General features: G+C 63.3%; 14 protein-coding genes. 10 read left to right on the forward strand and 4 right to left on the reverse strand.

The window, feature by feature from the left end; translation table 11 throughout:
- Positions 1-43: 43 nt before the first annotated feature.
- The gene (locus tag CAF76_RS20620) at positions 44-748 is read left to right on the forward strand and encodes a YebC/PmpR family DNA-binding transcriptional regulator (protein ID WP_011335021.1); all 705 of its coding nucleotides are present in this window, start codon (positions 44-46) and stop codon (positions 746-748) included.
- 127 nt (positions 749-875) lie between these two features.
- Here the strand turns inward: CAF76_RS20620 and CAF76_RS20625 are convergent, their stop codons facing one another.
- Complete coding sequence (locus CAF76_RS20625) at positions 876-2,186, reverse strand: leucine-rich repeat-containing protein kinase family protein (protein ID WP_085648250.1); 1,311 nt, start codon at positions 2,184-2,186, stop codon at positions 876-878.
- Between the two features lie 62 nt (positions 2,187-2,248).
- Positions 2,249-3,382, reverse strand: coding sequence for a cell division protein ZapE (zapE, locus tag CAF76_RS20630; RefSeq protein WP_064597824.1), 1,134 nt, complete (start codon positions 3,380-3,382; stop codon positions 2,249-2,251).
- A 287-nt stretch (positions 3,383-3,669) separates the two neighbouring features.
- Between zapE and CAF76_RS20635 the strand changes: the two genes are divergently transcribed.
- The 7 genes from CAF76_RS20635 (at position 3,670) to CAF76_RS20665 (ending at position 10,093) form a co-directional block, all read left to right on the forward strand.
- On the forward strand, positions 3,670-4,179 hold the full coding sequence (locus tag CAF76_RS20635) for a spore coat U domain-containing protein (protein ID WP_085648251.1): 510 nt from the start codon (positions 3,670-3,672) through the stop codon (positions 4,177-4,179).
- 101 nt (positions 4,180-4,280) lie between these two features.
- Complete coding sequence (locus tag CAF76_RS20640) at positions 4,281-4,814, forward strand: spore coat U domain-containing protein (protein WP_085648252.1); 534 nt, start codon at positions 4,281-4,283, stop codon at positions 4,812-4,814.
- A 20-nt stretch (positions 4,815-4,834) separates the two neighbouring features.
- Positions 4,835-5,371: a spore coat protein U domain-containing protein gene (locus CAF76_RS20645; RefSeq protein WP_064597818.1), complete on the forward strand. Its 537-nt coding sequence runs from the start codon at positions 4,835-4,837 to the stop codon at positions 5,369-5,371.
- A gap of 4 nt (positions 5,372-5,375) precedes the next feature.
- Positions 5,376-5,876 (forward strand): spore coat U domain-containing protein, encoded by a 501-nt coding sequence (locus CAF76_RS20650; protein ID WP_064597816.1) that lies wholly within the window; start codon positions 5,376-5,378, stop codon positions 5,874-5,876.
- Between the two features lie 24 nt (positions 5,877-5,900).
- Positions 5,901-6,683: a molecular chaperone gene (locus CAF76_RS20655; protein ID WP_039767533.1), complete on the forward strand. Its 783-nt coding sequence runs from the start codon at positions 5,901-5,903 to the stop codon at positions 6,681-6,683.
- An 84-nt stretch (positions 6,684-6,767) separates the two neighbouring features.
- On the forward strand, positions 6,768-9,125 hold the full coding sequence (locus tag CAF76_RS20660) for a fimbria/pilus outer membrane usher protein (protein WP_085648253.1): 2,358 nt from the start codon (positions 6,768-6,770) through the stop codon (positions 9,123-9,125).
- Positions 9,122-10,093, forward strand: a complete 972-nt coding sequence (locus CAF76_RS20665) for a spore coat U domain-containing protein (RefSeq protein ID WP_085648254.1) — start codon at positions 9,122-9,124, stop codon at positions 10,091-10,093. Before CAF76_RS20660 ends, CAF76_RS20665 begins: the two co-directional genes overlap by 4 nt.
- A gap of 5 nt (positions 10,094-10,098) precedes the next feature.
- Here CAF76_RS20665 and CAF76_RS20670 read toward each other — a convergent pair whose 3' ends face one another.
- Together CAF76_RS20670 and CAF76_RS20675 are read right to left on the reverse strand one after the other, a co-directional pair.
- A complete protein-coding gene (locus tag CAF76_RS20670; RefSeq protein ID WP_085612698.1) occupies positions 10,099-10,851 on the reverse strand; it encodes an anti-sigma factor in 753 nt (250 codons plus the stop codon).
- On the reverse strand, positions 10,848-11,354 hold the full coding sequence (locus tag CAF76_RS20675) for an RNA polymerase sigma factor (RefSeq protein WP_085612697.1): 507 nt from the start codon (positions 11,352-11,354) through the stop codon (positions 10,848-10,850). Before CAF76_RS20675 ends, CAF76_RS20670 begins: the two co-directional genes overlap by 4 nt.
- Positions 11,355-11,511: 157 nt before the next feature.
- On the opposite strand from CAF76_RS20675, the gene CAF76_RS20680 reads away from it, so the two are divergent.
- Together CAF76_RS20680 and CAF76_RS20685 are read left to right on the forward strand one after the other, a co-directional pair.
- A complete protein-coding gene (locus CAF76_RS20680) occupies positions 11,512-12,606 on the forward strand; it encodes a catalase family peroxidase (protein WP_064597803.1) in 1,095 nt (364 codons plus the stop codon).
- The gene (locus CAF76_RS20685) at positions 12,603-13,148 is read left to right on the forward strand and encodes a cytochrome b (RefSeq protein ID WP_011335009.1); all 546 of its coding nucleotides are present in this window, start codon (positions 12,603-12,605) and stop codon (positions 13,146-13,148) included. Before CAF76_RS20680 ends, CAF76_RS20685 begins: the two co-directional genes overlap by 4 nt.
- Positions 13,149-13,155 lie beyond the last annotated feature (7 nt).

A 13,155-nucleotide genomic window follows, 5' to 3' on the forward strand; every position in this document is an offset into this window, starting at 1 on the left:
CGGCCAATAGATGTCTCGGCGCCACAGATCAAGAGAGTGAGTAATGGGCGCACAGTGGAAGGTTAAACACAAAGAAGCGGCAGCCAACGCCAAGGGCAAGATCTTCGGCAAACTGGTGAAGGAAATCACCATTGCTGCGCGTAACGGTGCCGATACCGCCACCAACGCACACCTGCGTCTGGTGGTCGAACAGGCCAAGAAAGCCTCGATGCCCAAGGAAACCCTGGACCGTGCCATCAAGAAGGGTGCTGGGCTGCTGGGCGAAACCGTGCAATACCATCGCGTTACCTACGAAGGCTTCGCACCGCATCAGGTGCCGCTGATCGTCGAGTGCGTGACCGACAATATCAACCGCACCGTGGCGGAAATCCGCGTGGCGTTCCGCAAGGGTCAACTGGGTGCTTCCGGTTCCGTTGCCTGGGACTTCAACCATGTCGGCATGATCGAAGCGTCGCCGGACACCCCGGACGCCGATCCGGAAATGGCCGCGATCGAAGCCGGCGCGCAGGATTTCGAAGCGGGCGAAGAGGGTGCGACCCTGTTCCTGACCGATCCGACCGACCTCGATGCCGTGCAGAAAGCCCTGCCGGAACAAGGCTTCACCGTGCTGTCGGCCAAACTCGGCTACCAGCCGAAGAACCCGGTCAGCGGTCTGAGCGACGAGCAGATGGCTGAAGTCGAGGCGTTCCTCGAAGGCCTGGACAACCATGACGATGTGCAGGACATGTTCGTCGGTCTGGCCGGCTGATTTTTCGAGTCAGTAACGCTGCAATCGCGAGCAGGCTCGCTCCCACATTTGATCAGTGACCCTTTACAGGGGTGATACAAGTCGATTGTGGCAGCGAGCCTGCTCGCGATTGATCGCGCAGCGGTCATTACTGTTGCAGCACCTCAACGATCTCGCCGAACCCCGGCCGTGCCAGCACGTCCGGCTGACAGCACTGCTGTTCCAGGGCCTCCAGCGCCTGACGTTGTTCATCGCTCAACCCCGAGTCGATGCGTGCCAGCAGTTCCCCCAGCAAAATCCCGAACGCCCGCACTTCGAGGCGCTGCAGTGCACGGGTTTCAGGCGTGTCCGCCGTGGCATGGAATGATGCCGCGCCAAAATCCCCCAGCAGACAATCGCCCTGATCGTTCAACAGAATGTTGTGTCCGTAGAGATCGCCATGGGTGATGCCGTGACGGTGCAGATGCCCGGCGACCGAGGCAATGCCCCGGGCAATACGCAGGGCGACGTCGGCACTGAAACGGCAATCATCGGCATACACATCCCGTGAACAGGACGCCAGGCTCGGCAGTCCGGCCAGGTTGCGGTAACTCGAATCGATCAGTTGCATCACCAGGCCTTGCTGACCATCGGGATGCTGGTCGATGCGGCCTTCGACGCGGATCAGGTTCGGGTGCATCCCGGCGGTGATGCACGCGTTCATTTCATGCAGCGGCGAGCCGTCGCTGGTCATCTCACCCTTGTACAACTTGACCGCCACCGGCGTGGCCGACTGGTCCGCAGACTGCCACTGCGCCCGGTAAATCACCCCGGAAGCGCCTTCGCCCAGCCGTTGCTCCAGCTGCAGCGCCGACCAGTCGATCAGGGGCGCGTTGTTGAGCGCGTCGGCATCGGCTTCGGTTTCCAGCGGATTGCCGGCGTAGGCCAGCCAGGTCAGGCTCGGCAAGGTCAGCAGCCATTGCGGCAGCTCGGTCAACTGGTTGGCGGCAATACGGATCAGTTCCAGCCGATGGCACTGGCTCAGTGACGGCGGCAGCGTGCGCAGGCGATTGCCGGCGAGCATGAGCTTTTGCAACAGCGGACGTTCGCCCAGTTCGGTGGGCAGGGTTTCGATGGCGTTGTCGGTCAGGATCAGCCAGCGCAACTGCGGCGGCAGCGCCGCGCCGGGCACCTGGGTGATCCGGTTGGCCTTGAAACCGATCATCGTCAGCGCCTGACACTGGCCCAGGCACGCCGGCAACCGGGTGAACTGATTGTCCGAGCAGAACAGCACGCGCAGGCGTGTCAGGCGGTGCAAGTCGTCCGGCAAGCTGCTCAGGGCATTGCCGCTGAGGTTGAGCACTTCCAGCGTGTCGGCGAGGTTGAAAATCTCCGCCGGAAATTCAGTCAGGCCTTCAGCCAGGTCGAGCCGGGTGATGCCCGACAGTTCGCCGGCGCGCAGTTGTGCAAGGGTGTGCATGAAAAGGATCGCTATCTGGAAGGCGACAGAGCGCCGGAAATGGGCGGCATGATAACGGCAAATCAGCCCGGTTCGTGCACTTCGCGCAATTGCCCGAGCCTGCTGCGGGTGCGGGCCAGATCGATCGCCTGGCCGCCGAGGCTTTCACGCAACGGGAGCTGGCCGAGCAGGGTCAGGTGTTTGTCCTGGTCGTAGAGCACGTCGATCAGATTGATGAAGCGTTGCTGGGCGGCGATCGAACACTCGCCCAACTCCGGCAGCTCATCGATGATCCAGTGGTCGAAGCGCCGGCACAGTTCCAGATAGTCCATCACGGCGGTGGGCTGTTCGCAGAGGTCGTTGAAGGTAAACCCGACACGCCGGTCTTCGCACAGCCGCGCCTGCAAATGGCGGCTGCCGACTGCCAATGGCAACGGCGTGGTGCCGAGTGGCGGCAGCTTCAAAGCCTGGCGCTGCGCCGGGGTGGCCGGCCAGACGTAATAGCCTTGGGTGAACACCTGATGCGCATGCCGACGCGCCTGGCTGCGGTAATCGTGCGGGCCGCCGACTTCCATGACCTGCATGCGCGCATTGATCAGGTCGATCACCGGTTTGAACCGCGCGTGGTACAGCGGGTTGGGCAGCAAGCCTTCGGGCGGGTAGTTGGAAGTCACCAACAGCAGGATCCCGCGCTTGAACAGCGCCTTGAACAAGCGGGTGATGAGCATTGCATCGCCGATGTCATGCACATGAAATTCATCGAAACACAGCACCCGACAGTCCAGCAGCAGCGCATCGAGGGTAACGGCCAAGGCATCGTCGCAGTCACGATGCTCGAACATGCCTTGGTGCAACTGGGCGAAGAACCCATGGAAGTGCAGACGGCGCTTTTGCGCAATCGGCAACGCCTCGAAGAATCCGTCCAGCAGCCAGCTTTTGCCGCGCCCGACCGCCCCGTGCAGATACAGGCTGGGCGGGGTTTGCGCAGGGGTGCCGAACAACAGGCCGGCCTGCTGCGCCATGCAGTCGATGACCCGCTGCTGGCTGTGGCTGAGGGTGTAGCCCTGGCCGTGGGCCTTTTGCCGGAAGTAGTCGCGGACCGATTGCGCGCTGGCAGCGCACTGGCCCGCAGCGGTACTGGAGCGTTTGCCGAGGAGGCGGCGCAAGGCTGACCAGCGATGGGTCAGACGCGAACGTTCGGGCGGTCGGGCGGGCACTGCAATCACTCCGTCATCATCGGGCCGGCTCCCCGCGAGCGCGGCGGCGTAGTGTAACCAGACGGGTAGTTTTGCTTCCACTGCGCTTTATCGTTTTCCCGGACATTAATCTGCGGCATGTACAGGTTTTTTCAACATTATGAATCGACCTGTTGCCAACCTTTCGAAACAAATCCCGGCGGTTGCCTGGATCCAATCGACTGGCGCAATCGGCGTCCGTTGCTAACCTGAAACACTGTAACGGCAGATACGCCGTCGCGATCAAGGAGCGGGCGGTGAAAGCAGGGATGGTCTGGGCATTGCTGAGCGGGCTCGCGGCACCGGCCCACGCCGCCGATCTTCAGGTCGAGGTGCGGGTCGATGTGCAGCGCGGTTGCCAGTTGATTGGCCAGCAACGCGAGGCCGGTATCGAACAACTGGGCGTACTCGACTTCGGCACCACGGCGCGGCTCGGCGACCGGGACGGGCTACTCGGTGCGGCGCTGACGAATTCGCGCCTGCCGCGTCTGGAATGCAACCCGGACACCCCGTACCAGTTGCGTGTCGATGGCGGCCTGCACGGTGGCGTCGGCGAGGTGCGTTATATGGCGGGAGAGGCCGGCAGCAAGCCGATTCCCTATCGCCTGTATCAGGACCCTGCGCGGCGGGTGCCGCTGGTGGTGGATGTGCCGGTCAGTGGCCGGGTGCCGGACAGCGGCACGGTGGACTTGCCGCTATACGGGCGGATCGAACGGATGGCAGAAGTGCCTTGGGTCAGCCGGTATTCGGATCTGGTGAAGGTGACGGTCACCTGGTGATCGCGGCGTTTTTTCAGCCATCCGCTGGATCCGGGTGGCGCAGGGAAGGGCGTTCAGTGATGAGCGCAATGTTCGAGTGATCCTGAAGGAGTAGGCGCTCAATGATGGACAAACACGGGCGGGTAATCGCCATAGCCACGCTGCTGATGTTCACCGAGGTCGCGCCAGCGGCAGTCAGTGGGCAGATCGTCGCGCGGCTGACGTTGATTGCCGGCTGCGAAGTGACCAACGCCTCCAGCCCCGCCGGCCCGGTAGACGGGCTGGGCTCACTCGATTTCGGCCAGCAGGGCCCGACCTGGAATGCACCGATCAAGGCCAGCCTCAGCGAAGCGGGCAGCGGCCAGCTCAATGTCGCCTGTAACCCTTCGGTCACCGGGTTCACCGTGACCATCGACGGCGGCACCCATGGCGACGGCACCACACGCCGCCTGAGCAACGGGCGCCAGACACTTCCCTATCAGCTGTTTCTCGATGCCTCCGGCAGCCAGAGCTACAGCATTGGTCAACAACACAATTTCGCTGTCACCAGCGGCGCACAGATACCCATTCCGGTATTTGGCTCGGTGGTGGCGAACACCCGTGCGGTACCGGCCGGTGTCTATACCGACACCCTGACGGTGACGCTCGACTGGTAACCCCGTAGAGGACGGACACCATGCGTACGATTGCATCAAGGATAGCTTTGTCGTTGCTCGGCCTGACGCTCGCTTCCAGCGTCAATGCCGCCACCACGGTCACCGGCCAGATCACCTCCAGCCTGACCCTGATCAGCAGTTGCCAGGTCAACGGTTCCGGCGGTTCTACCGGGCTGAACTTCGGTGCGTTGAACTTCGGCACCGCCAACAGCCTGTTCACCACGGCGACCGGACAGGTGCTGGGCGGCGGGGGCGGGGCGCTGTCGATCCTGTGCTCGGCTGGCACCACGCCGACGGTCAAGGTCCGGGCGGGCGCCCATGACGGGCTCTCGCCGGGCGGCACTCGCGCGTTGTATGACGGAGTGGCCAATTACGTGCCGTATGACCTGTACACCGACGCCGGGCACTCGCAATTGCTGGCCATCGACGGGGTGATCAACCTCGCGGCCAGCACCGGTGTGGCGCAGACCGTGAACATCTACGGTCAGGCGGTCGGCAAGGCCGGGCTGCCGGCGGGTACTTACACCGACACGATTTCCGTTGAACTGACGTTTTAGCGCCATGGGCCGGCATGGCTGTGCGGGGCTGTTGCTGCTGTGTGCGGGCAGCTTGCCGCTGCCGTTGGCGGCGGTCACCAGTCAGAGTTTTCAGGTCAGTGCCACGGTGACACCGGGCTGTCTGGTGGTGGGGGGCGTATCGAACTATGGCGGGCTGAATTTCGGTTCGCGGTCGGCGCTGGCCACCGGCACGGTACAGGTCGCGTTGACCGGTGGCGTGACGCTGCAATGCACGCCGGGGGTGGCGCTGAACATGACGGTCGATGGCGGCCAATACAACAGCGGCGGGCGACGCATGCAGATCAGCGGAGGCAGCGCGAAGGTGGCCTATGCGCTGTTTCGCGATGCGGCGTACAGCCAGAGCCTGGGCATCGGCCAGAGTGTGGCGGTGGCCTACAGCGATGCGAACAACATCAGTCTGCCGATCTACGGGCAGGTGCAATTGCCGGGCAATCAACCCGGGGGGACATACAGCGATGTGTTGCAGGTGCAGCTGTCGTGGTGATGTGAAATGACAAGGAGCAGGTTTATGGGGTTTTTCACGTCACGCTATTCGTTCGCGTGTTGCGCCGTGCTGGCGCTGGTCATGTTCGGGACGCTCAAGGCCCAGGCTGCCAGTTCGGTGCTGATCTGGCCGATCGACCCGGTATTGGAGGCCGATCAGCAGGCCAGTGCGCTGTGGCTGGAAAATCGCGGCACGGAAACCGCCAACCTGCAGATCCGCGTGTTCGGCTGGAGCCAGAGCGGTTTCGAAGAGCAGTACCGCAATCAGCGGGAGGTGATCGGCAGCCCGCCGGTGGCGAAGATCGAGCCGGGACAGAAGCAACTGGTGCGCCTGACCCGTACCAAGGACGTGCCGCCAGGCCAGGAGCTGGCGTATCGGATCATCATCGATGAAATCCCCTCGGCTCAGCCGCCCGTCGCCGAAGACGGCAAGACCGCTGCGGCGATCCGCTTCCAGATGCGCTACTCGGTACCGCTGTTCGCCTATGGCGCGGGTTTGTGGAGCAAGGAGGACAGCGCCCGCCAGCGTGACCCCAAGGGTATCGGCCTGCCGCAATTGAGCTGGCGCACGGTGGCGGTGGAGGGCCGTCCTTATGTGGAAGTGCGCAATCAGGGCGCAGTTCATGCGCGGCTGACTGATGTCGCCATCAAGCAGGGTGGTCAAAGCAAACCGTTGGCCGAGGGCCTGCTCGGTTACGTGTTGCCCGGCGCGGTGATGCGCTGGCCGGCACCGGGGCCGGTGGCGGGAGAGCTGGCGGGACGGATCAATGGCGCGGCCAAGGTGCAGAGCATTCCACCGGCGCGATAGCCATAGCGAGTCATGTCGAAGTGATCAGGCTTCGGCGCCAGCGGTTTCAGGAGGAATCAGTCCATTGACGGACGTAACACGCTAATGAGTCCAGGATGGGCTCGACGTATTCAGCGTCCGTTGTGGCTCATGACCGGCGCGTGGTGCCTGATGTTCATTCATCCATCCGGGGCCGGTGAACTGCCGCCGCCTCCCAGCGGCATGGAGGCCGTGAGTGATGCACAGTTGTTTCTGGAACTGGTGGTCAACCAGATGAATACCGGCCATGTAGTGGCGGTGGAGCAACGCGGCGGGCGCCTGTTCCTGCCGGCCAGCGTATTACGCGACACCGGCATGAAGCTGCCGGCAGAGGCCGGTGCCGAAGTCGATCTCGACGGCCAGCCGGGCCTGCACAGCGATTACGACAGCGTCAGCCAACGCTTGCTGCTCGACGTGCCGCCGGACTGGCTGCCGGAGCAGTTCATCGGCAACCGCGAAGTCTATCCGCGCACCCCGGCGCTGAGCAGTTTCGGCGCGTTGTTCAACTATGACCTTTACCTCAATGACACCGACGACGCCGGCACTTACCTGGCGGCGTGGAACGAGGTGCGGCTGTTCGACAGCTGGGGCACGTTGTCGAACACCGGGCAATATCGCCGTACGTTGTCGGGGGATGCGGTCAGCACGCTGGACAACGGCTATCTGCGTTACGACACCACCTGGCGCTACTCCGATGATGAACGGATGCTGACCTACGAGGCCGGGGACGTGGTCAGCGGCGCCTTGCCCTGGAGCAGTTCGGTACGGCTGGGCGGTGTGCAGTTCTCAAGGGATTTTGCGGTGCGTCCGGATCTGGTGACCTATCCGCTGCCGCAGTTCGCCGGGGAAGCGGCGGTGCCGTCCTCGGTGGATCTTTTTATCAACGGCTACAAGTCCAGCAGCACCGACCTGCAACCGGGGCCGTACACCCTGACCAACATTCCGTTCATCAACGGCGCGGGCGAGGCGGTGGTGGTGACCACTGATGCGCTGGGCCGTCAGGTGTCGACCACGGTGCCGTTCTACGTCACCAGCAGCCTGTTGCAAAAGGGTCTGAGCGATTTTTCGGTGGCTACCGGTACGTTGCGCCGGGATTATGGCCTGAAGGACTTCAGCTACGGACCGGGCGTGACCTCGGGCAGTCTGCGCTACGGCGTCAGCGACACGTTTACTCTGGAGAGTCACGCCGAGGCGGCGGATTCCCTGACCCTTGGGGGACTGGGCGGTAACTTGCGGCTGGGCAATTTCGGAGTGCTCAACAGTGCGATCAGTCAGAGCCGTTTCGACGGCGACGGCGGTCAGCAACTCAGCCTCGGCTATCAATACAGCGGGCAGCGCTACAGCTTTTCCTATCAGCGCCTGCAACGCCGCGACCGTTACGCCGACCTGACCGTGGTCGACAGCCCTTACACCACACTCAGCAAGCGCAGCGAGCAGGCGACCCTGAGCCTCAACCTCGAACGCTGGGGCAGTCTCGGCGTCGGTTATTTCGATATTCGCGCGGCAGACGAAACCCGCACGCGGTTGCTCAATCTGAGCTGGAGCAAACCGCTGTGGCGCAACAGCAGTTTCTACCTGTCGGCCAACCGCGAAATCGGCGACAGCAACTGGGCGGTGCAGGCGCAACTGGTGATTCCGTTCGACCTGCGCGGCAGCCTGGCCATCAGCAGCGAACGCAGCAAGACCGGGCAGACGCAGCAACGAGTCAACTACAGCCGCGCCGTGCCGTCCGAGGGCGGGGTGGGCTTCAATCTCGGCTACGCCAAGGGCGACGGCGCCGATTACCGTCAGGCTGACGTGACCTGGCGTCTGCAATCGGTGCAATTGCAGGCGGGCGTCTATGGCACGTCCGACGCGGAAACCCGTTGGGCCGATGCCAGCGGCTCGCTGGTGTGGATGGACGATCAAGTGTTCGCCGCCAACCGCATCGACGATGCGTTCGTGGTGGTCAGCACCGACGGCTACGCGGACATTCCGGTGCGTTACGAGAACCAGCAGGTCGGCCAGACCGACCGCAACGGCCATTTGCTGGTGCCGTGGAGCAGTGCCCATTACCGCGGCAAGTACGAAATCGATCCGTTGAACCTGCCGGCCAACGTGCGCAGCCCGAATGTCGAACAGCGCGTTGCCGTGCGCCGGGGCAGCGGCTATCTGCTGGAGTTTCCGCTGAGCCGGGTGATTGCCGCGAGCATCGTGCTGGTGGATGCGCAGCAAAAGGAGTTGCCGCTGGGCAGTGGCGTGCTGCACGAACAGAGCGGCACGCGGACGGTGGTCGGCTGGGACGGACTGGTCTACCTGGAAAACCTCCAGGCGCAGAATTCGCTGCGGGTGACTCTCGCGGACGGCAAGGCCTGCCAGGCGCAATTCAGCGTCGATCTGCAGCAGGATGAAGTGCCGCTGATCGGCCCGTTGGTGTGCCAATGATCCGGGCGCGGCTTGCTCTGTGGCTGTTGTTGCTGCTGCCGGGGCTGGCGCAGGCGCTGTGTTCGGTGGTGACCACCACGCCGGCCGGGTTCGGCAACATCAGTTCGATCGCCGTGCGCACCACCTCGCAACCCAGTTCTACCCTGAACGGAGGCTTGAGTTGCACCGGTTCGCTGCTGTCGCTGTTGACCAACAGTGATCATTTCTGGGCCACCGTCACCTCGACCCAGAGCGGTTTGCTCGGGCCCTCCGGCGACGTGATCGGTTACACGATCTACGCCAACAACAGCACCAGTTACCCGCTGACGCGGGGCACCGCCTATGACTTCGCCCGTAACGGCATCATCGACGCCCTCGGTTTGCTCGGCGGTACTGTGCCGAAAACCGTTCCGCTCTATTTCGGTACCACCATCGGCAGCAACGTGGCGGCCGGCGTGTATACCGAGACCCTGAGCATTTTCTGGAACTGGAATTATTGTTCGGGCATCGGTGTCGGCGGGCTTTGCCTGGGCCGCGACATCAACAGCGGTACCACGACACTGACGGTCAACCTGACGGTGTCCAACGATTGCACCATCACCGCGCCGAACATCGCTTTCGGCAGCGCACCGGTGGTCAGCGCGTTTACCCCGGTGACCGGGCAGACCATCAACCTCGCCTGCACCAAGGGCAGTGCCTACACCGTGGGGCTGAACGACGGGCAGAATGCGCTGAGCGTTGGCGGACGACGGCGGATGATTTCCGGCAGCAACTATCTGGCCTACGACATTTTCAAGAGTGCCGGGACCACCCGTTGGGGCAGTGTCGGCGCGGCTCGCCGGGCCAGCAGCGATGCCGAGGTCAACCCCGGCAACGGGTTGGGCACCGGCAGCCAGATCTTCAACTACAACGCGAAAATTTACACCGACCAGACCACACCGCCCGCCGGAACCTACCTGGACAATGTGGTGCTGGATGTGGGGTTCTGAACCGGCTAGAAGCTCAGGGATTGCTTGAGCATTTTTGCCGCCGGGGTGTCGGTCGGACTGACCATCGCGTAGTTGTAGCCTTTGCCGGACCAGTACTCGGCCTGCAGATCCCCGTCCTGGCGGCTGCCCCGGGGCAGGAAGGTATTTTTCGGTCCCGGTGGACGCACATAGAAACTGACCTTGTGCCCGCTCTGGTCTTCATACATCACCATCGCCGCCGGGCCTTCATCGGTGCTCAGCAGACGGCCGCTGACCGGTGCAAAACCGGCCGACGTCAGGTCCGGCAGGCGATTGGCCTGAGTGAAATAACGGTCGAGCCAGCGCTGGATGTCACCGTCGCCATCGACCTTGTAGTCCGCCGGCAGAAGCCCTTGCTGGGCGATCAAACGGTACGCCTGCAAGGCGTCCGTCATCGGTGCCGGGGGATGAAACACGGTCATGTCCCGGGCCTTCCAGCCACCGACACCGCCGAGGCTGACGGCAATCAGCAGCACCGCCGCGCTGGCCCACTGGCGGCGCGATTGGCGTTTGAGGCGCTGACGGATCAGCGCCGGATCGAGGTCCGGATTGGCCGGCTGTTGCAAGGCGCCGCCGAGGGCGGCGCGCAGGTGCTGGGCGTCCTGTTGCCAGGCGCGAACCTGCGCCGCTTCGTCCGGGTGACTGGCGAGCCAGGTTTCCAGCACATGACGGTCGGATTCGCTGAGCTGATGGTCGACGTAGGCGTGCAGGTCACGTTCGTTGGGGGGCAGACTGATCATTTGAGTATCCGCAAGGAAGGGCTGCTGATTTCCCCGTCGCTGAGCTGGCGCAGGGCCTGGCGAGCACGGGACAGGCGCGACATCACGGTGCCGGTGGGGACGCCGAGAATCTCGGCGACCTCCTTATAGGTCAGGCCTTCGACCGACACCATCAGCAGCAGCGCGCGCTGTTCGGTGGGCAGTCGGTCGAAGGCCTTCAAAGTCGATTGGGCAATGACGGTGCGTTCCACCGAGGGCTCGGCGTCATCGCGTCCGGTGAAGAATTCGAGCATCCGCGCATAACGCCGCGAACGCCGGTGCGCATCGAGAAACTGCCGGTACAGGATCGAAAACAGCCAGGCGCGCAGATCACCGTCGGCGCGTTTGTCACCCCAACCCGACAGCGCGCGCTCCAGACTGGCCTGTACCAGGTCGTCGGCGCTGCTGCCGTTGCGAGTCAACGACACGGCAAAACGCCGCAATCTGGGGATTATTTCTCGCAGTTGTTCGTCGAATTCGCTCATGAAGTTCTGCTAGTCGCTACGCTGTGGACTAGGAAGACGCCCGGCATTGGAGGTTATTCCACGTTCTGAAAAATAAATACCGGGCCGTGGAATAAATCCCGATGGTGTGCGTCTTGCTGATTCTTCCTACTTGTGGCCGATGGCCCTGGAGTGCTTCATGGTTGATCGCAGTTCATCGCCCGGCGGGCCACAACGCCCGCCACTGAGTGCCGCGAGCCTGGTGTTGCGTCTTGGCGGAATCGCCGTGGTAGTCGCAGCCCTGGCCGGGGCGTTTGCCTACGTTCATGGTTCATTTGACCCACAACGCCTGACGCCAAAAGCGCTGGTCGATGTGCTGGAAAAGAACAACGGCGTGCATCCGGGCTTTCGCCGCAATCACGCCAAAGGTGTGTGCGTGATCGGACATTTCGAGAGCAGCGGCGAGGCTCGCTCGTATTCTGTCGCGCAAGTGTTCAACGAGCCGCGCACTCCGGTGGTCGGGCGCTTTGCGTTGCCGGCCGGCAGTCCGTATGCGCCGGACAGCGCCGTACCGATCCGCAGCCTGGCGCTGCGTTTCACTCAGGCCAACGGCCAGCAGTGGCGCACCGGGATGAACAGCATGCCGGTGTTCCCGGTCGGCACGCCCGAGGCGTTCTATCAGTTGCAGCAGGCGCAATCGCCGGATCCCGCCACCGGTAAACCGGATCCGACCAAGGTGCCGGCATTTTTTGCCTCACATCCGGAAGCCGTGCCGTTTCTGACCTGGATAAAAACCGCGAAGCCCTCGGCCAGTTACGCGACGGAAACCTACAACAGCGTCAACGCGTTCTATCTGGTGGATGCCAGCGGCAAGAAGCAGGCGGTACGCTGGAGCATGACGCCTCTGGCCCAGGACGCTGCCGGTGCGACCGCGCCTGAAGGTAGCGACTTCCTTGAAAAAGACCTGGTGCAGCGCCTGGCGGAGGGGCCGCTGCGTTTTCAGTTGAACATCACCTTGGCCAATGCCGACGATCCGGTGAACGATGCGAGCAAGACCTGGCCCGCCGGTCGCAAGGTATTGAACGCCGGCACCCTGGTGCTGGAAAAGACCCAGCCGCAGCTCAGCGGCGAATGCCGTGACATCAACTACGATCCGCTGGTGCTGCCGGCCGGCATTCAGGGTTCCGACGATCCGCTGCTCGCCGCGCGCTCGGCCGGTTACGCCGATTCCTACCTGCGTCGCACCAGCGAAGTCAGCCAACTGCCCACCGGCAAAAAGGAGGCTCGCCCATGAGCACGCAACCGACTCATTTCAATCCGCTGGCGCGGTTGCTGCACTGGTTGATGGCGCTGATGATCATCGCGATGTTGTTCATCGGCGCCGGTATGGTGACCTCGGTGTCGGCGCGGCATGAATGGTTGATCAACCTGCATAAACCGTTGGGCATCGCGATACTCGCTTTGGTGATCGTGCGCATTCTGGTGCGACTGGGCACTCGTCAGCCGCCGCTGCCGGCGGATCTGCCGGGCTGGCAGGTGATGGCGGCCAAGGCCTCTCATCTGTTGCTGTACGCGCTGATGCTGGTATTGCCGCTGCTCGGCTGGGCGATGATCAGCGCGGCGGGGGATCCGGTGATGCTCGGCACGTCCCTGCAATTGCCGTCGATCGTGCCGGCGGATGCGCAGGTGTTCGCGTTGCTGCGCAAGGCTCATGGGTATCTGGCGTATCTGCTGTTCCTGACCGTGCTGCTGCACCTGGCGGCGGCGCTGTTCCATGGCTGGGTGCGCCGCGACGAGGTGCTCGACAGCATGCTGCGGGGACGCAATCGCGGTTGATCGTGTG

The organism is Pseudomonas sp. B40(2017) (genome assembly GCF_002112855.1).
GTDB classification, from domain to species: domain Bacteria; phylum Pseudomonadota; class Gammaproteobacteria; order Pseudomonadales; family Pseudomonadaceae; genus Aquipseudomonas; species Aquipseudomonas pharyngis.